This window comes from Kitasatospora sp. NPDC048239 (assembly GCF_043202015.1).
Lineage (GTDB): Bacteria > Actinomycetota > Actinomycetes > Streptomycetales > Streptomycetaceae > Kitasatospora.
Map to the genome: position 1 here is coordinate 560,003 of NZ_JBICZP010000003.1, position 19,603 is coordinate 579,605.

General features: G+C 73.2%; 17 protein-coding genes and 1 pseudogene. 10 read left to right on the forward strand and 8 right to left on the reverse strand.

The window, feature by feature from the left end:
• Positions 1 to 137: 137 nt before the first annotated feature.
• Positions 138 to 1,769 carry a helicase HerA-like domain-containing protein gene (locus ACGFZP_RS10325; RefSeq protein ID WP_392930654.1) on the forward strand — a complete coding sequence of 544 codons (1,632 nt, stop codon included), beginning with the start codon at positions 138 to 140 and terminating at the stop codon, positions 1,767 to 1,769.
• Between the two features lie 12 nt (positions 1,770 to 1,781).
• Here the strand turns inward: ACGFZP_RS10325 and ACGFZP_RS10330 are convergent, their stop codons facing one another.
• Complete coding sequence (locus tag ACGFZP_RS10330) at positions 1,782 to 2,945, reverse strand: hypothetical protein (RefSeq protein WP_392930656.1); 1,164 nt, start codon at positions 2,943 to 2,945, stop codon at positions 1,782 to 1,784.
• Between the two features lie 80 nt (positions 2,946 to 3,025).
• Positions 3,026 to 3,694 carry a rhomboid family intramembrane serine protease gene (locus tag ACGFZP_RS10335; RefSeq protein ID WP_392930658.1) on the reverse strand — a complete coding sequence of 223 codons (669 nt, stop codon included), beginning with the start codon at positions 3,692 to 3,694 and terminating at the stop codon, positions 3,026 to 3,028.
• A 104-nt stretch (positions 3,695 to 3,798) separates the two neighbouring features.
• On the opposite strand from ACGFZP_RS10335, the gene ACGFZP_RS10340 reads away from it, so the two are divergent.
• On the forward strand, positions 3,799 to 4,317 hold the full coding sequence (locus tag ACGFZP_RS10340; RefSeq protein WP_392930660.1) for a YbhB/YbcL family Raf kinase inhibitor-like protein: 519 nt from the start codon (positions 3,799 to 3,801) through the stop codon (positions 4,315 to 4,317).
• A gap of 108 nt (positions 4,318 to 4,425) precedes the next feature.
• On the opposite strand, the gene ACGFZP_RS10345 is transcribed toward ACGFZP_RS10340, so the two are convergent.
• Positions 4,426 to 5,403, reverse strand: a complete 978-nt coding sequence (locus ACGFZP_RS10345; protein ID WP_392930662.1) for a helix-turn-helix transcriptional regulator — start codon at positions 5,401 to 5,403, stop codon at positions 4,426 to 4,428.
• Between the two features lie 93 nt (positions 5,404 to 5,496).
• Between ACGFZP_RS10345 and ACGFZP_RS10350 the strand changes: the two genes are divergently transcribed.
• On the forward strand, positions 5,497 to 6,999 hold the full coding sequence (locus ACGFZP_RS10350) for an MFS transporter (RefSeq protein WP_392930664.1): 1,503 nt from the start codon (positions 5,497 to 5,499) through the stop codon (positions 6,997 to 6,999).
• Between the two features lie 66 nt (positions 7,000 to 7,065).
• Positions 7,066 to 7,278, forward strand: a complete 213-nt coding sequence (locus ACGFZP_RS10355) for a KTSC domain-containing protein (RefSeq protein WP_392930665.1) — start codon at positions 7,066 to 7,068, stop codon at positions 7,276 to 7,278.
• A 71-nt stretch (positions 7,279 to 7,349) separates the two neighbouring features.
• On the opposite strand, the gene ACGFZP_RS10360 is transcribed toward ACGFZP_RS10355, so the two are convergent.
• Entirely contained in the window at positions 7,350 to 7,940 is a 591-nt protein-coding gene (locus tag ACGFZP_RS10360; protein WP_392930667.1) for an HhH-GPD-type base excision DNA repair protein, read from the reverse strand.
• Between the two features lie 591 nt (positions 7,941 to 8,531).
• On the opposite strand from ACGFZP_RS10360, the gene ACGFZP_RS10365 reads away from it, so the two are divergent.
• The 4 genes from ACGFZP_RS10365 to ACGFZP_RS10380 all read left to right on the forward strand — a co-directional run bounded on the left by ACGFZP_RS10365 (position 8,532) and on the right by ACGFZP_RS10380 (position 13,067).
• Complete coding sequence (locus tag ACGFZP_RS10365; RefSeq protein ID WP_392930669.1) at positions 8,532 to 8,870, forward strand: DoxX family protein; 339 nt, start codon at positions 8,532 to 8,534, stop codon at positions 8,868 to 8,870.
• A gap of 349 nt (positions 8,871 to 9,219) precedes the next feature.
• Positions 9,220 to 11,646 carry a germacradienol/geosmin synthase gene (locus tag ACGFZP_RS10370; RefSeq protein WP_392930671.1) on the forward strand — a complete coding sequence of 809 codons (2,427 nt, stop codon included), beginning with the start codon at positions 9,220 to 9,222 and terminating at the stop codon, positions 11,644 to 11,646.
• Between the two features lie 135 nt (positions 11,647 to 11,781).
• Positions 11,782 to 12,579 (forward strand): VOC family protein, encoded by a 798-nt coding sequence (locus tag ACGFZP_RS10375; RefSeq protein WP_392930672.1) that lies wholly within the window; start codon positions 11,782 to 11,784, stop codon positions 12,577 to 12,579.
• A complete protein-coding gene (locus ACGFZP_RS10380; protein ID WP_392930674.1) occupies positions 12,579 to 13,067 on the forward strand; it encodes a DinB family protein in 489 nt (162 codons plus the stop codon). Before ACGFZP_RS10375 ends, ACGFZP_RS10380 begins: the two co-directional genes overlap by 1 nt.
• Positions 13,068 to 13,100: 33 nt before the next feature.
• Here ACGFZP_RS10380 and ACGFZP_RS10385 read toward each other — a convergent pair whose 3' ends face one another.
• A complete protein-coding gene (locus tag ACGFZP_RS10385) occupies positions 13,101 to 13,829 on the reverse strand; it encodes an ArsR/SmtB family transcription factor (RefSeq protein ID WP_392930676.1) in 729 nt (242 codons plus the stop codon).
• A gap of 65 nt (positions 13,830 to 13,894) precedes the next feature.
• Between ACGFZP_RS10385 and ACGFZP_RS10390 the strand changes: the two are divergent.
• Positions 13,895 to 15,555, forward strand: a pseudogene (locus tag ACGFZP_RS10390) (isocitrate lyase/phosphoenolpyruvate mutase family protein); the annotation flags it as partial.
• A 50-nt stretch (positions 15,556 to 15,605) separates the two neighbouring features.
• On the opposite strand, the gene ACGFZP_RS10395 reads toward ACGFZP_RS10390, so the two are convergent.
• Positions 15,606 to 16,100: a carboxymuconolactone decarboxylase family protein gene (locus tag ACGFZP_RS10395; RefSeq protein WP_392930678.1), complete on the reverse strand. Its 495-nt coding sequence runs from the start codon at positions 16,098 to 16,100 to the stop codon at positions 15,606 to 15,608.
• Between the two features lie 262 nt (positions 16,101 to 16,362).
• Between ACGFZP_RS10395 and ACGFZP_RS10400 the strand changes: the two genes are divergently transcribed.
• Complete coding sequence (locus ACGFZP_RS10400; RefSeq protein ID WP_392930680.1) at positions 16,363 to 17,595, forward strand: PP2C family protein-serine/threonine phosphatase; 1,233 nt, start codon at positions 16,363 to 16,365, stop codon at positions 17,593 to 17,595.
• Positions 17,596 to 17,629: 34 nt separating this feature from the next.
• Here the strand turns inward: ACGFZP_RS10400 and ACGFZP_RS10405 are convergent, their stop codons facing one another.
• Both ACGFZP_RS10405 and ACGFZP_RS10410 read right to left on the reverse strand, forming a co-directional pair.
• A complete protein-coding gene (locus tag ACGFZP_RS10405; protein WP_392930682.1) occupies positions 17,630 to 18,448 on the reverse strand; it encodes an ABC transporter permease in 819 nt (272 codons plus the stop codon).
• The gene (locus ACGFZP_RS10410) at positions 18,445 to 19,548 is read right to left on the reverse strand and encodes an ATP-binding cassette domain-containing protein (RefSeq protein ID WP_392930683.1); all 1,104 of its coding nucleotides are present in this window, start codon (positions 19,546 to 19,548) and stop codon (positions 18,445 to 18,447) included. The genes ACGFZP_RS10405 and ACGFZP_RS10410 overlap by 4 nt, the downstream gene beginning before the upstream one ends.
• Positions 19,549 to 19,603: the final 55 nt, after the last annotated feature.

The following is a 19,603-nucleotide window of genomic DNA, read 5'->3' on the forward strand; positions in this document are numbered from 1 at the left end:
ACCGTTTGGGCGGCGGATGGCCCAGCAGCCGCGGCGCCGCCACGCGCACCGGTGCGAGCTGCGAGCGGACGATTGCGGCTGTTTCATGGGAAATGTCGCGAACGTCGTCCCTCTGCTCTGCCCTGGAGAGTGCCCCGATGCCGACCGCCGAGCCGTCGTCCACCGAGCTGCCGTCCGCCGCCCTCGTCCCACCCGCCGTGCGGGGGATCGCCGAGGGCTACGCCTTCACCGGCCCCGCCCTCGACCTCGGGGCGGTGCTGCTCGACGGCACCGCGTACCCGGCGGCCCAGGTGCGCGTCCCGCTCGGCGTGCTCAACCGGCACGGCCTGGTGGCCGGTGCGACCGGCACCGGCAAGACCAAGACGCTCCAGCTGATCGCCGAACAGCTCTCCGCCCAGGGCGTGCCGGTGTTCCTGGCCGACATCAAGGGCGACGTCTCCGGGATCGCCGCACCGGGCGCGCCGAGCGGGCGGACCACCGCCCGCGCCGCCGAGGTCGGGCAGAGCTGGTCGGCCCAGGGCTGCCCGGTCGACTTCTTCTCCCTCGGCGGGCAGGGCGCGGGCATCCCGATGCGGGCCACCGTCACCAGCTTCGGCCCGCTGCTGCTGGCCAAGGTGCTGGACCTGAACGAGACCCAGGAGTCCTCGCTCGGCCTGGTCTTCCACTACGCCGACAAGCGCGGGCTCGAGCTGTACGACCTCAAGGACCTCACCGCCGTCATCACCTTCCTCGCCTCGCCGGAGGGCAAGGAGGAGCTGAAGGGCATCGGCGGACTCTCCGCGGCGACCGCCGGGGTGATCCTGCGCTCGCTCACCATGCTGGAGAACGAGGGTGCCGGGGCGTTCTTCGGCGAGCCGGAGTTCGACACCGCCGAGCTGCTGCGGACCGCTGCGGACGGGCGGGGCGTCGTCTCGGTGCTGGAGCTGCCCGCCGTGCAGGACCGGCCGCGGCTCTTCTCCACCTTCCTGATGTGGCTGCTCGCCGACCTCTACCAGGAGCTGCCCGAGGTGGGGGACCTCGACAAGCCCAAGCTGGTGTTCTTCTTCGACGAGGCGCACCTGCTCTTCAAGGGCGCGTCCAAGTCCTTCCTGGAGGCGATCACCCAGACCGTCCGGCTGATCCGGTCCAAGGGCGTGGGCATCTTCTTCGTCACCCAGACGCCGAAGGACGTCCCCGCCGACGTGCTCGCCCAGCTGGGCAACCGGGTGCAGCACGCGCTGCGCGCCTTCACCCCGGACGACGCCAAGGCGCTCAAGGCGACGGTCTCCACCTTCCCCAAGTCGCCCGCGTACGACCTGGGCGAGGTGCTGACCTCGCTCGGGACCGGTGAGGCGGTGGTGACGGTGCTCTCGGAGAAGGGCGCGCCGACGCCGGTGGCGGCCACCCGGCTGCGGGCGCCGCAGTCGCTGATGGGGCCGGTGGAGCCGGCCGCGCTCCAGGCGGCGGTGGACGGGTCGGAGCTGACCGCCCGCTACCGGGACGCGATCGACCGGGAGTCGGCGTACGAGAAGCTGGCCGCGCGGGCCGCCCGGCCGCAGGCGGCGCCGGTCGCGGAGCCCGCGCCCGGTCAGCCGCCCGCGGAGGAGCCGGCGCCGGAGCCCCGGCGGGAGCGGGAACGGGAGAAGGGGAAGGAGAAGGAGGAGGGCGGCGGACTGCTCGGCTCACTGCTGAGCAACCCGGCGGTCAAGTCCTTCGCCCGCTCGGCCGGGACGCAGCTCGGGCGGGAGATCTCCCGCAGCCTGTTCGGGACGTCCCGGCGCCGACGGTAACCCCCCCGGGCCCTAGCCCAGCGCCGCGCCGATCCGGTCGAGCGAGGAGAGCCGCATCAGGCCGTAGTTGTAGAACTCGACCTCCGGCACGCCCAGCTCGCGCAGGACGGTGATCTTGGCGGCCAGGTTGGCCGGCCCGTCGCAGTCCGAGGCCATCGGGCGCAGGATCACCGCCATGTCCTGCGGGCGCACCCCGTGCAGGGCGAAGGCGGCGATCTTCTCGCGGACGGCCTCCGGGGTCTTCGCGTAGCCGAGGGTCTCGATCTGGTGGGCGGCCTTGGCGAGCGCGGGCAGGTCGATGCCGGAGAGCCAGCCCGTGCCCGGGCCGCCGCCGTCCATGAAGCTCAGCCGCATGCCGTGCCGCTGCGCCTCCTCGGCCACCTCGGCGGCGAGCGAGGTCACCGTGGCGGCGGAGGCGTCGACGTACGCGGCGAGTGCACCGCCGGCCAGCTCGTCCAGGGCCCCCGGCTCGGCGGCCGCCGCATCGTCGGCCAGTCGGCGGCGCAGCTCCGTGCGGACGGCCGCCGCGACCTCGTCGGCCGGCACGCCCGCGCGGGTGGCGGCGGCCCGGCAGTGGTCGCAGAAGCAGAGGCCGAGCAGCGCCTCCGCGATCGGGCCGAGCTCCTCGAAGTAGCGCTCGTGGTGGTAGCCGTGCCGCAGCCCGTGGAAGTGCAGCGACTCGGCGCGGACGGCCTGCACGCCGTACCGGGCCAGCTCGGCGACGAGGGTCACCGCGTACTCGCGGACCTCCGGGTTGGCGGGGCAGAGCTCGGTGAGGTGGCGGTCGCCGAAGGCGTTGGCCGGGGCGCAGTCCGGGTGCTGGAAGCCGAGCCGGTCGTTGTGGCAGAAGACCGTCCAGGCGTGCAGCCTCAGCCCGCGGCGCTGCGCCTCGGCGGCAGCCTCGGCGAAGGGGTCGCGTTCGCCGATCGCGGCGGCGGGTGCGGGTACGAGGCGCCGCCCGGCCCAGCGCGCCGGGTCGGGCCGGAAGTACGCCGCGCCGGGCTCCAGGTAGCGGATCACCCGGCGGGGGTTGTGCGGGAAGACGTCGCGGGCCTCGTGGTAGACGGAGGCGAGGGTGACGCCGCCGACCCCCGCCCGGTCGGTGAGGTTGCCGAAGAAGGTGTCGGCTCCCTCGTCGATCAGGTCGGTGGCGAAGGCGAGGACGGACGACTCCACGGTGCGGCTCCGGAGCAGGGGGCGGATTCCTCTCACGCTAACCGCAGGGCCCCGAAATGGTCTATACCTGGCGGCCGTGTCTACAGGCCCAGGTCGTCCAGCTCCTTGAGCAGCGCGGAGCGGGGGCCGGGGGCGGCCCCGGGAGCGGAGTCGGTGGTGGCCGCGGCGGGTCGCGGGCCGCGGTTGCGGAACAGCCAGGCCGCGGCGAGCCCGCCGACCAGCCCGCCCAGGTGGCCCAGCCAGCTGACCCCCTGGGCGGTGGGCAGCACGCCGACCAGGAGGTAGGAGTACCCGGCGCCGATGACGACGCCGATCACCGCGTCCAGCAGGTTGCGGTCGAGCAGCCCGCGCAGCACCACGTAGCCGAAGTACCCGTAGACCACGCCGCTGGCGCCGGCCGTCACCACGTTGGGGCGCTCGCACAGCCAGACCGTGAGGCCCGAGGCCACGGTGATCAGCAGGGTCGCCCAGAGGAACTTCCTCATGCCCCGGTAGGCGGCCAGGAAGCCGAAGGCGAACAGCGGCCAGGAGTTGGCCTCGATGTGCTCCCAACCGAAATGCAGGAAGGGCATCGTGAACATCTCCGGCAGCTCGTCGAGCCGGCGCGACGAGACCCCGTACTCGTAGGAGAGCCGGTAGTCGTCCATCCAGTTCACCAGCTGCACCGCCCAGATGACGGCCAGTGCGCCGAGCATCGTGAGGAGCGCACGGCGCGAGTCGGATATCAGGCGGGCGAAGGTGGAGGCCATGACCCGACTTTAGGACGGGTCGGTGCGCCGGTGCACCCCACTACAGTGAATCGCGTCGTTCAGCCCGAGCCGGGCTGCCCAGGCTTGTCGAGAGGTGACCAACCGTGAGCGTTCGTCCGCCGCTGCCCTACGAGTTCCTGCCGCAGGTGCCGTCCTTCGAGCTGTCCAGTGAGGACATCTCCGAAGGCGGCAAGCTGGCCGAGGAGTTCACCTACGCCGGTGCCAACCTCTCGCCGCAGCTGGCCTGGTCGGGCCTGCCGGAGGGCACCCGGAGCATCGCCGTCACCTGCTACGACCCGGACGCGCCGACCGGCTCCGGCTGGTGGCACTGGCTCGCCCTCAACCTGCCCGCCGACGCCGTCGGCCTGCCGCGCGGCGCCGGTGCCTCGGATGCCGACCTGCCCGGCGCGGACTCCTTCCACGGCCGCAACGACTTCCCCGGGAACAAGTACGACGGCGCCGCCCCGCCGCCCGGCCCGGCGCACCGCTACGCCTTCGCCGTGCACGCGCTGGACGTGGAGAAGCTGGACGTCGCCGCCGACCTCCCGCCGGCCCAGGTCGGCTTCAACATCACCTTCCACACGCTGGCGCGCGCGGTGCTCACCGCCGAGTTCGGCGTCTGAGGGGAGGCGCCCGCCCGGGGAGGACGCCCGGGCGGGCCGCCGTGTCCTGGGCCGGCCGGCCCGTACGGGGTGAACCGGCCGTGTCAGGCGGGGGTTTGAGGAATGGCCCTAGAGCGATCCTGAGGACGCGTCCGCCGCGCGGGCCGCGCGGGCGGCCAGGGCGCGCAGGTGGGCGTGCATCTCCGGGGGCTCGTGGACCTCGAACTCGCAGCCGAGCATCAGCAGGCGCATGGCCAGCCATTCGAGGGAGTCCCCGCGGGAGCGGAAGCGGCAGCTCTGTTCGTCGATCGGCTCGACCTCGGAGCCCCCGTTGCCGTGGGTCCAGCGCTCGACGTTCGCGGCCGGCGTGTGCAGGGTCGCGACCAGGGTGTACGTCGGGGAGAGGCGGCGGAGCTTGCTCGCCACGTACGCGGCCGCGTCCTCGGCGGGGAGCTCGCGCGGGGCGAAGCGGGCGCCGGTGGCGAAGGGCTCGGTGAGCCGGTCCACCCGGAAGAGCCGCCAGTCGTCGCGGTCGAGGTCGTACCCGACCAGGTACCAGCGCCGCCCGGCCGAGACCAGGCGGTTGGGCTCCACCTGGCGTCTGGTCTCGGCGCCGTTGCCGGCCCGGTAGCCGAAGCGCAGCCGCTCCCGGTTGGTGACGGCGTTGGCCAGCACGGTGAGGTCCTCCGGGTCGACGGTCGGCCCGTCACCGCTGAGCAGGGGCACGGTGGCCGCGTTCAGGGCGCCGACCCGGTGGCGCAGACGGCCCGGCAGGACCTGGAGCAGCTTGCCCAGCGCCCGGACGGACGCCTCCTCGATGCCGACCACGGCGTGTCCGGCCGCCGCCCGGAGGCCGACCGCGATGGCCACCGCCTCCTCGTCGTCCAGCAGCAGCGGCGGCATCGCCGTCCCCGCCACCAGCCGGTAGCCGCCGATGGAGCCCATCGTCGCCTCGACCGGGTAGCCAAGCTCGCGCAGCCGGTCGATGTCGCGGCGGATGGTCCGTGCGCTGACCTGGAGGCGTTCGGCCAGCTCGCTGCCGGGCCACTCGCGCGGGGTCTGGAGGAGGGACAGCAGGTTCAGCAGGCGTGCCGGAGTGTCTGTCATGCGCTCCAGGATGCCGGACAAGGCGGACAGGATCTGACCTACATCCGCTCTATCGTCACAGACGTGCCGAAGAGCGAGGTAGGGGAGAACGCAATGAAGACCGATGCGGCGGTTGCCGACCGGCGGAGGTGGATCGCGCTGGCGATCGTGATGACCGCCTCCTTCATGGACCTGGTGGACGTCACCATCGTGAACATCGCCATCCCGAGCATCCAGGAGGACACCGGCGCCTCGTTCAGCGCCGTCCAGTGGGTGACCGGCGGCTACGCCCTGGCCTTCGCGATCGGGCTGATCACGGGCGGCCGGCTGGGAGACATCTACGGCCGCAAGCGGCTGTTCCTGATCGGGATCGGCGGCTTCACCGTCGCCTCCGCGCTCTGCGGGCTGGCCACCGGCGCCGAGATGCTGGTCGCGACGCGCATCCTGCAGGGTGCGACGGCGGCGCTGATGGTGCCGCAGGTGCTGTCGATCATCCACGCGACCTTCCCGGCGGAGGAGCGCGGCAAGGTGTTCGGGATGTTCGGCGCGGTGGTCGGCCTGGGCGCCGTGTCCGGCCCGCTGATCGGCGCGCTGCTGACCGAGTGGGACCTCTTCGGCCTGGCCTGGCGGCCGATCTTCCTGATCAACCTGCCGGTCGGCATCGCCGGGCTGCTGCTGGGCCGGGCGTTCATCGGGGAGTCGCGGGCGGACAAGGCGCTGAAGCTGGACCTGCTGGGCGTGCTGCTGGCCAGCGCCGGCCTGCTGATGCTGATCTACCCGCTCACCCACGGCCGGGAGGCCGGCTGGCCGCTCTGGGGCTACCTGTCGATGGCCGGGAGCCTGCCGGTGTTCGCGCTGTTCGTCGTCTACGAGCGGGTCAAGACCCGGCGGGACGGCTCGCCGCTGGTGGAGCTCTCGCTGTTCCGGGTGAAGAGCTTCGCGGCCGGCATCGGTGTGCAGCTGACCTTCGGGGTCGTCACCGGGATCTTCTTCCTGTGCTGGACCCTGTACATGCAGCTGGGCCTGGGCTGGAGCCCGCTGAAGGCCGGGACGACCGGCATTCCGTTCTCGATCGCGGTCTCGGTGGCGGCCGGGCTCTCGGTGCAGCAGCTGGTGCCGCGGTTCGGCCGCAAGGTGCTCCAGGCCGGCGCGCTGGTGATGGCGGCGGGCGTCCTCACCTACGTCTGGGAGGCGGAGCGGTACGGGACGGCCATCGCGCCGTGGCAGATGGCGCTGCCGCTGGTGGTGATGGGCCTCGGGATGGGCCTGATCGTCGCGCCGATCACGGACGCGGTGCTGGCGGAGGTGCCGCGTGAGCACGCCGGGTCGGCGTCCGGCCTGATCAACACGGTGAACCAGGTGGGGATGGCGCTGGGGCTCGGGCTGGTCTCGGTGGCGTTCTTCGGCGCGATGCCCGCGACGCCGGCTCCGGCCGAGGTCGGGACGGCGTTCAACGGGGCGTTCGTCCACGCGATGTGGTGGGTCGTGGGGGTGCTGGTGGTGGTGTTCCTGCTGATGTGCGCGCTGCCGAAGCGGAAGGCGGCGGTCGCCGGGGCGCCGGCGGTCGAGGACGCGGACGCTGCGGAGGCCTCGAACCGGGAGCCCGTCCTGGTCTGACGGTGTGCGGTGGCGGGCCCCGGTCGCGATGCGCGGCCGGGGCCTCGTGCGCACACTGGAAGGGCTATGGAGCGTCGGGCGGTGGACTCCTCGGCACTGCGTTCGGTCGGGTACGACGCGGTGCTGCTGGTGCTGGAGCTGGAGTTCACGGGTGGGTGCGTGTACGTGTACGAGGCCGTGCCCGGGCGGGTGCACGAGGGGTTGATGGCCGCGGAGAGCCACGGGCGGTACTTCGTCCGGGAGATCCGAGGGCGGTACGCCTACCGGCGGGTGCGGTGAGGCGGTCGGCCGGTGCCGGACCGGCACCGGCCGACCGCCGCCTCACGGGTGTTGACGCGCCGCCGGTGGGCTCAGACCTTGGCCTTCGCCTCCTTGGCGGCGCGCTTGACCTCCTGCTTGTGGATGCGCACCTTCTCCAGGGTCTCCGGGCCGGTGATGTCCGCGACCGAGTGGTACGCGCCCTCCTCGCCGTACGCGCCCGCCGCCTCGCGCCAGCCCTCGGGCTGCACGCCGTACTGCTTGCCGAGCAGGGCGAGGAAGATCTGCGACTTCTGCTTCCCGAACCCGGGGAGGGCGTTGAGGCGGCTGAGCAGCTCCTTGCCGGTCGCGACGCCCTGCCACACACCGGAGGCGTTCCCGTCGTACTGCGCCACCAGGAACTGGCAGAGCTGCTGCACCCGTTTGGCCATCGCGGCCGGATAGCGGTGCACGGCCGGCTTGTCGGAGAGCAGGGCGACGAAGGCCTCCGGGTCGTACACCGCGATCTCGTGCGCGTCGAGGTCGTCCCGGCCGAGCCGCTGCGCGATGGTGAGCGGGCCGGTGAACGCCCATTCCATGGGCACCTGCTGGTCGAGCAACATCCCGACGAGCGCGGCGAGCGCGCTGCGCCCGAGCAGTTCGTCGGCCTCAGGCTGCTGCGCGAGCCGGACGGTGACGTTCATGGGGTAGCCCTCCTCTGAGCGTGGAGACTCGGGTCGCCGCCCAGTCTGCTGGACGGGTGAGGAGGGGGCGGGGTCAACACGCCCAGCGGAGGGCAAACCTAGGAACGGCTGGATGGTTCGTCAGCGGACTTGTTGTCCGGTGGCAAATCGCCTGCGCATTCGGAGGATCGTCGGTGAGTGGGCGGTGTTCGGGGCGGAAGGTCGGGCGGCCTGGAACGGCGACTCCGTCGACTCCCCGGACGAATCCCCCGCCGCCGTCAGGCCGATCCTCCGGCAGGCTCCGGGACACGGGGGCCGACTGTGCGCCCGAGCACCGGGCTTCGTGAACACTGTCGGGCCGGGCCTCGGCGTGCTTTCGCGAGGCCGTGTTTTCGCGAGGCCGTGCTGTCGTGCCGGCCGCGTTGTCGTGGTGCCGCGTTGTCGGGATGCCGTGCCGCCGCGCTGTCGTGACGGCCGCGGAAAATTCTTCGGCGGTCGTGTCACACCTGCGCGGTGCGGCGGGTCAGAGGAGTGAAAGAGCGCAAGGCACTCCGGCCGGGGCGGGCAACGCACCGGTGGACCGCACGACTCGCCCGTTGAGGAGCAACCCCCATGTCTGTCACCTACGTTGTCGTCACCTCCCTGGCCGCCTTCATGGCGGGCTTCTCGGGCGCCTCGATCTTCTTCCGGGCCGGGTTCGTGGTGGACCCGCTGGTCGAGTACGGCGTCCCGCAGTCGTGGTGGAACCTGCTCGGTGCGGCGAAGGTCGCCGGCGCCGCGGGCCTGGTGGCGGGTCTCTTCCTGCCGGTGATCGGGGTGCTGGCCGCGATCGGGCTGGTGCTGTACTTCGCCGGTGCGGCGATCACCGTCCTGCGGGCCCGCTCGTTCGGCCACGTGCAGTGGCCGCTGATCTACATGGCGCCGGCCGCCGCCTCCCTGTTCCTGCTGTAGAGCGTCCGGGGCCGGGCCGGAACAACGCGCCTGAGAGGGGCGAGCGGTTCACCGCTCGCCCCTCTCGGCGTGTCCGGACCGTGCGCCCGGCGCGGTCCGAAACCGGCGGGCGGGGTGGCGGCGAGGTCGGCCCGCGACCGTACAGATGAACCAGAACCAACCGTTCAATCGGGCTGTCGTTCGACTGGCTCGGCCCAACCCGGGCCAACTCGTATGACTGTTGCCGTTCTTCGGTGGAGATCGTTGCCCAGGGGTAATGCTGAGCCGACCGGGTGGCGGGCGCTGGGGGATCGAGGCGCTCCTCGCCGTGCCGGTCGGCCTCCTCGACGCGTCCAGAAAGGCTCGCCCGGTGACTCAGCCGTTCGAACTGCCCTCCTTCTACGTGCCGCACCCGGCCCGTCTCAACCCCCATCTGGAGGAGGCCCGCACCCACTCCACCGCGTGGGCGCGGACGATGGGGATGCTGGAGGGCTCGGGGATCTGGGAACAGGCCGATCTGGAGGCCCACGACTACGGCCTGCTCTGTGCCTACACGCACCCGGACGCCTCCGCCGAGGCGCTCTCGCTGGTCACCGACTGGTACGTATGGGTGTTCTTCTTCGACGACCACTTCCTCGACATCTTCAAGCGCACCAACGACCGCGAGGGCGGCAAGGCCTACCTGGACCGGCTGCCGCTGTTCATGCCGGCCGACCCGGCCACCCCGATGCCCGAGCCGACCAACCCGGTCGAGGCCGGTCTGGCCGACCTGTGGCGGCGGACCGTCCCCGCGATGGGCGAGGACTGGCGGCTGCGGTTCGCCGAGAGCACCCGCAACCTGCTCAACGAGTCGCTCTGGGAGCTCGCCAACATCAACGCCGGCCGGATCGCCAACCCGGTCGAGTACATCGAGATGCGCCGCAAGGTCGGCGGCGCGCCCTGGTCGGCCGGTCTGATCGAGTACGCGGCCAACGCCGAGGTGCCGAAGTCGGTTTCGGGCTCCCGCCCGCTGCGGGTGCTGATGGACGCCTTCTCGGACGGTGTCCACCTGCGCAACGACCTCTTCTCGTACCAGCGGGAGGTGGAGGACGAGGGTGAGCTGAGCAACGGCGTCCTGGTGCTGGAGACCTTCCTGGGGTGCTCGACCCAGGAGGCGGCGGAGGCCGTCAACGACCTGCTCACCTCGCGGCTGCAGCAGTTCGAGAACACCGTCTTCACCGAACTCCCGCCGCTGTTCGCCGAGACCGGGCTGGACCCGGAGGAGTGTGCCCGGGTGCTGGCCTACGTCAAGGGCCTGCAGGACTGGCAGTCGGGCGGCCACGAATGGCACATGCGCTCCAGCCGGTACATGAACGGCGGTGGTGCGGCGGCGGATTCGGGCAACTGGTGGGACCAGTTCGCGATCGGCGGGGTGGGCACCTCGGCGCTGGATCTGTTCCGGGTCCCGGCCGGGGGCGGATTCCCCGGCGGGCTCGGCGAGTTGGGCTCGCTCAGCGGGGTCAACACGCTGGACGGGACGCCCGGGTCGCCCGGTGGCGTCGAGCCGGCGCTGCGGCGGGCGCGCTCGCACAGCCATGTGCCGTTCCAGCGGGTCGGGCCGTCGCGACTGCCGGAGTTCAAGCTGCCGTTCACCGTGCAGCCGAGCCCGCACCTGGAGGCCTCCCGGGCCAACACCGTGGTGTGGGCCGCGGAGATGGGCATGCTGGAGGCCCAGCCGGGCGTTCCGGGCTCGGACATCTGGACCGCGGCGAAGGTCGCCGACTACGACTTCCCGCTCTGCTCGGCGGGCATCCACCCCGACGCCACCGCCGAGCAACTCGACCTCACCTCGGCCTGGTTGACCTGGGGGACGTACGGTGACGACTACTACCCGGTGGTGTTCGGGCGGACCAGGGACCTGGTCGGGGCCAAGGCTCTGACCGAGCGGTTCTCGGCCTTCATGCCGGTCGACGACAGCCCGACTCCGGTGCCGCTGAACGCCCTGGAGCGCGGTCTGGCCGACCTCTGGACGCGGACCGCCGGGCCGATGGCGCCCGAGGCCCGGCAGAGGTTCCGCACCTCCGTCGAGGACATGGTGCTGAGCTGGGTCTGGGAGCTCAACAACCAGGCGCAGCACCGGATCCCCGACCCGGTGGACTACATCGAGATGCGCCGCAAGACCTTCGGGTCCGACCTCACCATGAGCCTCTGCCGGATCGCCCACGGGCAGGCCGTGCCGCCGGAGATCTACCAGAGCGGGCCGATGCGCTCGCTGGAGAACTCCGCCGCCGACTACGCGTGCATGATGAACGACCTGTTCTCGTACCAGAAGGAGGTGGAGTACGAGGGCGAGGTGCACAACGTGGTGCTGGTGGTGCAGAACTTCTTCAACTGCGACTACCCGACGGCCGTGCGCATCGTCGACGACCTGATGAACTCGCGGGTGGCCCAGTTCCAGCACGTGGCGCAGAGCGAGTTCCCGGTGCTGTACGACGACTTCGACCTGGGGCCGGAGGCGCGCGCGATGCTGGACGGGTACGTGAAGGAGCTGGAGAACTGGCTCGCGGGCATCCACGTCTGGCACCGGGACTGCCACCGGTACGGCGAGGCGGATCTGCGGAGGCACTTCGGCGGCAGGGCGGCGGCCGGGGCGGAGCCCGTGCCGGTGGTGCCCGCGTCGGTGGGCGCCGTGCCGGTGGGCGCCCGGCCGGTCGGTGCGGTGCCGGCCGGTGCGGTGCCGTTCGGGCCGAGCGGCTTCGGGACGGCGGGCGCGCGCGCGCCGTTCGGCTCGCCGGCGGCGGCCGCGCCGATCGGGTAGCGGCGCAGGCGCCTGGGACGGCCCGCCGGGGTGGACCCGGCGGGCCGTCGCCGTTCGCATCGAACGCGCGCGCTCGGACGGTGGACTCGATACTGTGGCGAATCGGGGCAAAACGTCACATGAGAGGGCAGAGAGATGGCCGCGCTACCTGAAGGCACGCCCTGTTGGGCCGACGCGATGTTCACCGACCTGGACGGCGCGAAGACGTTCTACGGCGACGTGCTGGGCTGGACCTTCGGCGAGAGCTCGTCGGAGTTCGGCAACTACACGACGGCCTACTCGGACGGCAAGGCGGTGGCCGCGGTGGTCCCGCCGATGCCCGGCCAGGAGGCGCAGTCGGCCTGGTGCCTGTACCTCTCCTCGCCGGACGCGGCCGCCACCGCGGACCGGATCCGCGCCAGTGGCGGCGAGGTGCTGATGGGGCCGATGCAGGTCGGCGACTTCGGCACCATGGTGATCGGCAAGGACCCGGCCGGCGTCGCCTTCGGCGTCTGGCAGGCCGGCAACCACGAGGGCTTCGAGAAGCAGGGCGCGCCGGGCGCGTACACCTGGGCCGAGGTGCTCACCAGGGAGCCGGGCAAGGCGGACGCCTTCTTCCCCGCGGTCTTCCCGTTCAGCGTGAAGCGGATGGACACCGATCAGGTCGACTACAAGATCTTCCAGGTCGGCGGCCAGCCCGCGCTCGGCCGGATGAAGGTGGGACCGGACGACCTCCCGCCCGAGGCGCCGTCGTACGTGAGCGTCTACTTCGCGGTGGACGACTGCGACGCCGCCGTGGCCAGGGTGACCGCGGGCGGCGGCCGGCTGTTCTTCGGCCCGATGGACAGCCCGTTCGGTCGCTTCGCGGCGGTCGGCGACCCGCAGGGCGCGGCGTTCGGCCTGATCGACCTGGGGAAGACCGCGGGGGACATGCCCGTCATGGCGGACGCCTGATGAGCGGCGAGCGCGCCGAGCTGGTCCGGACGCTGGACAAGCACCGCGGCTTCCTGCGCTACACCGTCCGCGACCTGACCGACGCGCAGGCCGCCCAGCGCACCACGGTCAGCGCGCTCTGCCTGGGCGGCCTGATCAAGCACGTCACCGGGGTCGAGGAGCGCTGGATGCGGTTCGCGGTCGGCGGCGCGGAGAGGATGGAGAGCGAGCCGGTCGACTGGGAGGGCCAGTTCCTGATGGCGGACGGCGAGACCCTGGCCGGGCTGCTCGCCGAGTACGAGCGGGTGGCGCACGAGACCGATGAGCTGGTCTCGACCCTGCCCGACCTCGACCACACCCACCCGCTGCCGGCGGCGCCCTGGTTCGAGCCGGGCGCCAGCTGGTCGGTGCGGAGGGTGCTGCTGCACATCCTCGCGGAGACGGCGCAGCACGCCGGGCACGCGGACATCATCCGGGAGTCGCTGGACGGCGCGAAGACGATGGGCTGAGGGCTGTGGAGCCCACGGCAGCGGGGCGGCGCGTCAGCCGGCCGGGCCCGGGTCGGCACCGGGCGCCGCGTCGAGCCGCACGCCGAGCAGCTCGTGGAACGCGCGGTCGCCGGCCGCGGTGACCCGCAGCGCCCGCCCGGTGCCGATCCGCTCCACCCAGCCCCCGTCCAGGGCCGTCCGGCAGAGGGCGGCCCCGAGCGCCCCGCCCAGGTGGCTGCGGCGCTCCGTCCAGTCCAGGCAGCTGCGGACGACCGGGCGGGCGCTCCGGCGGCCCGCCCGGGGCGGCAGTTCGATGCCGATACCGGCCAGCCACGCCTGGCCGAGCCCGGTCACCGCGAGGCCCGCGTCGTCCGCCACCAGGCCCCGCTCCAGCACGGCGTCCGACACCGCCACCCCGAGGCGGCCGGCCAGGTGGTCGTAGCACGTCCGAGCCCGCGCCTCGGCGCTCAGCCGGGTGGACTCGCGCAGCGTGCGCGGCCGAGCCCGCCCGGAGGAGGCGGACTCCGCGAACGCCGAGAGGTCCTCGATCAGGGTGGCCACCGCCGGGTCGGCCAGCCGCACGTACCGGTGGCGCCCCTGCCGCTCCTCGGCCAGCAGGCCCCCGGCGATCAGCCGGGACAGGTGCTCGCTGGCCGTGGACGGCGCGACCCCGGCGTGCCGGGCCAGCTCGCCCGCCGTCCAGGCGCGGCCGTCGAGCAGCGCGGTGCAGAAGGCGGCGCGGGTCGGATCGGCGAGCAGTCCGGCGAACTGGGCTAGCGACATGCCCCCATCGTGCCGCAGCCACGTTTCGGCCAGGGCCGAAACGTTCCGCCCCTAGCGTGGGCCCCATGACCACCACCGCAGTTGTCCTCGACCGGTACGACGATGTGACGGCCGCCCTCGCCGACCCCGCGCTGGTGCCGGTGCCCGCCGAGCCCGGACCGCCGGGCGGCGTGGCCTGGCTGCGCGCCACCGTGGCACGGTTCAGCGCGGGCGAGGCGCACGCCGGGCGCCGCGCCCTGGTGGAGGCCGACCTCGCCCGCCTCGACCCCGCCCGTCTGCGGCTCGCCGCTGCCGCGGGCTTCGAGGGGGACGCCCGGCTGCGGGCCGTCCGGGTCCTGGCAGAGGCCCTCGGGCTGGCCGAGCCGCAGGCCGTGGCGCGGGCGGTCGCGGTGGTGGCCGGGGCGTACTTCGCCGACCGGCCCGAGGACGGGGAGGCCGACGCGGCGGTGGCCTGGCTGCTGCCCCGGATGCTCCCCGACTCCGGGGAGGCCTCGCCCGAACACGCGGCCAACCGGATCGGCCTCCTCGTCCAGGCCTGCGACGCCACCGGGCGGCTGGTCGAGCATGCCCGCCGCGCCGCCGCCCTGGGGGCGCCCGTGGCCGGGCTGCTCGCCGAGACGCTGCGCCGGGACCCGCCGGTCCGGGCGATGCGGCGGCAGGCCGTCCGCGCCACCACCGTCGGCGCGGTGGCGATCCCGGCCGGCACCGAGGTCGTCCTGGAGACCGCCGCCGCGGTGACGGGATGCCCGGGAGCACCGGCCCTGGCCTTCGGCGCCGCGCCCCGGGTCTGCCCCGGACGCGAGCACGCCCTCGCCCTCGCCGCAGGGATCCTGCACGGCGCGTCCGAGGTCCTGTACGGCGCGTCCGAGGTCGCGTCCACTGAGGAGCCGCTTCTCGCAGTTGCCCCGGCCGGCGGCGCGGACGCCGTCGTCGGCCCGACCCGTCAGGAGAAGGTCGGATCATGAACGGCTTCGCCGAGCTCCACCACCGCCCGGGCGCACCCCTGGTGCTCCCCAACGCCTGGGACCACGGCTCCGCCGCCGCCCTCGCCGAGCAGGGCTTTCCCGCGATCGGCACCACCAGCCTGGGGGTGGCCGCGGCCGCCGGCCTGCCCGACGGTGTGGCGGCCACCCGCGAGGAGACCCTCCGCCTGGCTCGGCGCCTCGCCCGGGGGCGGTTCCTGCTCTCCGTCGACGTCGAGGGCGGCTTCAGCGACGATCCGGCCGAAGTCGCCGATCTGGCAGTCGAGTTGGCTGATATCGGGGTGGCGGGCATCAACCTGGAGGACGGCCGCGCGGACGGCACGCTCGCGCCCGTCGCCCTGCACACCGCGAAGATCGCCGCGGTGAAGGCCGCCGCGCCCGGGCTCTTCGTCAACGCCCGGACCGACCCGTACTGGCTGCGGCTCGACCGGCCGCAGGCGGAGGCCGGGCACCGCCTCGCCGCCTACCAACAGGCGGGAGCGGACGGCGTGTTCGTGCCCGGCCTGGCCGACCCGGGCGCCATCGGCGCGCTGGTGCAGCGGCTCGCCGTCCCGCTCAACGTCCTCCACTCCCCGGCCGGCCCCGCGCTCGCCGACCTCGCCGCGCTGGGCGTCGCCCGGGTCAGCCTCGGCTCGCTGCTCTACCGGGCCGCGCTGGCCGCCGCGGTGGACGCCGCCACCGCCGTCCGGGCCGGGCGGCCCGTCACCGCCGAGGTGCCCGGTTACGAGGAGGTCCAGGCGCTCCACCGCGACGGGGCCTGAGGGCCGCTCCTTCGCGGCCGGGGCCGAGGCCGTCAGCCCGCCGCCCGCTCGTCGGTGCCGGGGACCTTGGCGGTGCTGAGGGCGATCCGGTTCCAGGTGTTGATGGTGAAGATCAGGGCCAGCAGCCGGGCCAGCTCCTCCTCCGCGAAGTGCGCGGCGGCCCGCTCGTAGACGGCGTCGGGCACGCCGCCCTGGCCGATCAGCGTGACGGCCTCGGCGAGGGCCAGGGCGGCCTGCTCCTTCGCGGTGAAGAAGTGCGCGGCGTCCTTCCAGACCGCGACCATGTGCAGCCGCTCCTCGCTCTCGCCGGCCTTGCGCGCGTCGGAGGTGTGCATGTGCAGGCAGTAGGCGCAGCCGTTGAGCTGGGACGCGCGGATCTGGACGAGCTCGACCAGGGCCGGGTCGAGGCCCTCACGGGCGGCGGAGTCGAAGGCGATCAGGGCCTTGAAGGCCTTCGGGGCGGTCTTGGCGAAGTTGACCCGGGGGGTCTTGGCGGTGGTGGCGGCGGGTGCGGTGGGGTTCGTCATGACGATGAATCTACGGAGGTATCGACCCCCGTGCCGGGTGCATTTCTGCACCGAAATCACGGGTCAATTCCTCCTGGCGGGAGGGCCGCCGCCAGCCCCGGCGCAGTCCTCGGCGGCTTCCCCGGGCGGCGGTCGGCGGACCGCCCCGGGCGGGATCCGATCCCCCGGACCGCGGCCCCGGATGCCGCTCGTCCGGCGGCTCCCCTGCTCCTGCTCCTATCGTTGAACCAGATCACGTGGTGCACGGTGAGGCGGGCTGAGCATGAAGGGCGCCGGTGCGGACATCGACTACGCGGCCATGTTCCAGGCACTGCCCGGCATGGTGGCGCTGCTGACCCCTGAGCTGGTCTACGCGGACGCGAACCGGGAGTTCGTGCGCATGTCCGGCCGCTCACGTGAGGAGCTGATCGGCCGCTACCTCTTCGACGTCTTCCCCGACAACCCGAACGATCCCGATGCGACCGGTGCGCGGAACCTGCTCGCCTCGCTCACCCGCGTGCTGGAGACCGGGGAGCGCGATGCCATGGCCCTGCAGCGGTACGACGTCGAGTCCCGGGAGCGGCCGGGCACCTGGACGGAGCGGTACTGGAGCCCGGTGAACGCCCCGGTGCTCGGGCCGGACGGCCGGGTGGTCCTGCTGGTGCACCGGGTGGAGGAGGTGACCGAGCTCATCAAGGCCCGCGGCGGCCAGGACGGCAGCCGGGCCCGTGTCCTCGAAGCCGAGCTCTACACCCGGGCCCGTGAGCTGCAGGTGATCAACGACCGGCTGCGGCAGGCCCACGCCCGGGAGCGCGAGGTGGCCCTCGCCCTGCAGGCGGCGATGCTGCCCGCCCCGAGGCCGGTCGGCCACCACCGGGCCGCCGTGCGCTACCGGCCCGCCGTGGGCGCGCTGAACGTCTGCGGTGACTGGTACGACCTGGTCGACCTGACCGGTGACCGGATCGGGGTCGCCGTCGGTGACGTCGTCGGGCACGGTCTGCGGGCCGCCTGCGTCATGGGCCTGCTCCGCAGTGCGCTGAGCGCGGCCTCGCTGGTCGCCGACGGTCCCGCCCGGGCGCTGGAGGTCCTCGGCCTGTACGCGCGCTCGGTCGACGGCGCCGAGAGCACCACGGCGGTGGAGACGCACATCGACTGGGACGCGCACACCATCACGTACAGCAGTGCCGGCCACCCCCCGCCCGCGCTGCTGCACGCCGACGGCACCGTCGTCTTCCTCGACCAGGCCACCGACCCCCCGCTGGGCGCCCGCCCCGAACACGTCCCCCGCCCCGAGGCCGCCATCGCGTTCGAGGAGGGCGACATGCTCGTCCTCTACACCGACGGCCTGGTCGAACGCCGCCGCGAGGACATCGACACCGGCCTCGCCCGCCTCGCCGGCTCCCTCACCCGGCACTGCGGCCTCGCCCCCGAACCCCTCGCCGACGCCCTCCTGCACGACCTCCTCCCGACCGGCGGTGCCACCGACGACACCGCCCTGGTCATCGTGCGGCTCTGACCACCGGTACTTCGGGCGGGGTGCCCGACCGGGGCTAGCGGGCACGGTGGGAGGTGAACCCGGCGCGCGCCCAGAAGTAGCCACCCAGGGCGATGGCGATGCACCAGGCGATCGCGATGACGCCGTTGTGGCCGATCGGGGTGCCGGTCAGCAGGCCCCGGACGGTCTCGATGACGGGGGTGAAGGGCTGGTACTCGGCGAACTGGCGGATGCCGGGCGGCATCGAGCCGGCCGGGGCGAAGGCGCTGCCGACGAACGGGAGGAACACGATCAGCATGGGGCTGTTGCTGGCCGCCTCGGGGGTCGGGGACACCAGCCCGATCGCCACCGCCAGCCAGGTCAGGGCGAAGGTCAGCAGCAGGAGCAGCCCGGCCGCGGCGGCCCAGGCGGCGAGGCCGGCGGTGGGCCGGAAGCCCAGGAGCATCGCGACGGCGATCACCGATGCCGTGCTGGCCGCCGTCGTGATCACACTGTTGATCACGTGCGCGGTCAGTATCGAACCCCGGGCGATCGGCATGGTGCGGAACCGGTCGACGATGCCCTCGGTCATGTCCACACAGACCGCCACCGCCGTGGCCATGCTGCCCGAGGCCACCGCCATGATGATGATTCCGGGTGCGATGTAGTCGACGTACCCGCCCCCGTGGTGCCCGCCCGCCGCGGCGAGTCCGGAGCCCAGCGTCCTGCCCAGGACCCCGACGAACAGCAGCAGCATGATCACCGGGCCGAAGACGGATCCGAGCGTCATGGAGGGGTAGCGCAGGGTGTGCCGCAGGTTGCGCCGCAGCATGGTGGCCGTGTCGGTCAGGGCGTAGGTGCGGGTGCCGGTCCGGGTGTGGGTCGGGGTGCTCATGCGGCGGTCTCCTTGTCGGTGGCGCGGGCGTCGGTGGCGCGGGCGCCGGCGGTACGGGCGCCGGTGGTACGGGCGTCGGCGCGGTGGGCGTCGGCGGCGCGGGCGCCGGTGCTGCACAGGCTGCGGTCGTCGTCGGGCCTCCCGGTCAGGGCGAGGAACACGTCGTCGAGGTCCGGGGTGTGCACCGAGAGCTCCTCGACGACGATCGCCGCGGCCCGCAGCCGGTCGAGAAGGGTCTGCAGGGACTCGACACCGCCGTCGCTCGGGATCTGCAGGGTCAGTGCGTCGTCGTCGCGGGAGGTCACGTCGAGGATCCGGGCCGCGGCCTCCAGCCGGACCGGGTCGGCGAACCGCAGTCGGATGTGGCCGCCGGGGACGAGCCGCTTGAGCTCGGCCGCGGTCCCCTCGGCCACCAGCCGGCCCTGGTCGAGGACGGCGATCCGGTCCGCGAGCTGGTCGGCCTCCTCCAGGTACTGCGTGGTCAGGAAGATCGTGACCCCGTCGGCGACCAGTCCGCGGATGATCTCCCACAGGTCGCGGCGGCTCCGCGGGTCCAGGCCGGTGGTCGGCTCGTCGAGGAAGATCAGACGCGGGTCGGCGATCAGGGTCATCGCCAGGTCGAGCCGCCGCCGCATGCCGCCGGAGTAGCTGGAGATGGGCTTGCGCGCGGCCTCGACCAGGTCGAACCGCTCCAGCAGCGCGTCGGCGCGGCGCCGGCCCTCGGCCCGTCCCAGGTGGTGCAGGTCCGCCATCAGGATGAGGTTCTCCCGGCCGGTCAGCAGACCGTCCACGGCCGAGAACTGGCCGGTGACGCCGATCGAGGCCCGCACCCCGCCGGGGTCGTGGGCCAGGTCGTGGCCGACCACCCGCGCCTGGCCGCCGTCGGCCGCGATCAGCGTCGAGAGGATCTGCACCGTGGTGGTCTTGCCGGCCCCGTTCGGGCCGAGCAGGGCGAAGACGGTGCCCGCGGTGACGGTCAGATCGAGGCCGTCCAGGACGCGGTGGTCGCCGTAGGCCTTGCGAAGGCCGGTTGCGGTGATCGCGGCGGGTGGGGCCAGGGCGGCTTCGGTAGCCTGTCGATACGTCGGCGTCGTGTTCATGAGCAGATCGTCCGACCCTGACGCAGGGTCAAGGTCAAGCGGTCCGTTCGCAAGT

Excerpts from the sequence above, each read along its gene's own strand:
- ACGFZP_RS10365 (WP_392930669.1), top strand. The coding sequence starts at position 8,532 with ATGTCTGTCACCTACGTTGTCGTCACCTCCCTGGCCGCCTTCATGGCG.
- ACGFZP_RS10385 (WP_392930676.1), bottom strand. The coding sequence starts at position 13,829 with ATGTCGCTAGCCCAGTTCGCCGGACTGCTCGCCGATCCGACCCGCGCC.
- ACGFZP_RS10345 (WP_392930662.1), bottom strand. The coding sequence starts at position 5,403 with ATGACAGACACTCCGGCACGCCTGCTGAACCTGCTGTCCCTCCTCCAG.
- ACGFZP_RS10400 (WP_392930680.1), top strand. The coding sequence starts at position 16,363 with ATGAAGGGCGCCGGTGCGGACATCGACTACGCGGCCATGTTCCAGGCA.
- ACGFZP_RS10350 (WP_392930664.1), top strand. The coding sequence starts at position 5,497 with ATGAAGACCGATGCGGCGGTTGCCGACCGGCGGAGGTGGATCGCGCTG.
- ACGFZP_RS10410 (WP_392930683.1), bottom strand. The coding sequence starts at position 19,548 with ATGAACACGACGCCGACGTATCGACAGGCTACCGAAGCCGCCCTGGCC.
- ACGFZP_RS10325 (WP_392930654.1), top strand. The coding sequence starts at position 138 with ATGCCGACCGCCGAGCCGTCGTCCACCGAGCTGCCGTCCGCCGCCCTC.
- ACGFZP_RS10355 (WP_392930665.1), top strand. The coding sequence starts at position 7,066 with ATGGAGCGTCGGGCGGTGGACTCCTCGGCACTGCGTTCGGTCGGGTAC.
- ACGFZP_RS10395 (WP_392930678.1), bottom strand. The coding sequence starts at position 16,100 with ATGACGAACCCCACCGCACCCGCCGCCACCACCGCCAAGACCCCCCGG.
- ACGFZP_RS10335 (WP_392930658.1), bottom strand. The coding sequence starts at position 3,694 with ATGGCCTCCACCTTCGCCCGCCTGATATCCGACTCGCGCCGTGCGCTC.
- ACGFZP_RS10380 (WP_392930674.1), top strand. The coding sequence starts at position 12,579 with ATGAGCGGCGAGCGCGCCGAGCTGGTCCGGACGCTGGACAAGCACCGC.
- ACGFZP_RS10360 (WP_392930667.1), bottom strand. The coding sequence starts at position 7,940 with ATGAACGTCACCGTCCGGCTCGCGCAGCAGCCTGAGGCCGACGAACTG.
- ACGFZP_RS10375 (WP_392930672.1), top strand. The coding sequence starts at position 11,782 with ATGGCCGCGCTACCTGAAGGCACGCCCTGTTGGGCCGACGCGATGTTC.
- ACGFZP_RS10405 (WP_392930682.1), bottom strand. The coding sequence starts at position 18,448 with ATGAGCACCCCGACCCACACCCGGACCGGCACCCGCACCTACGCCCTG.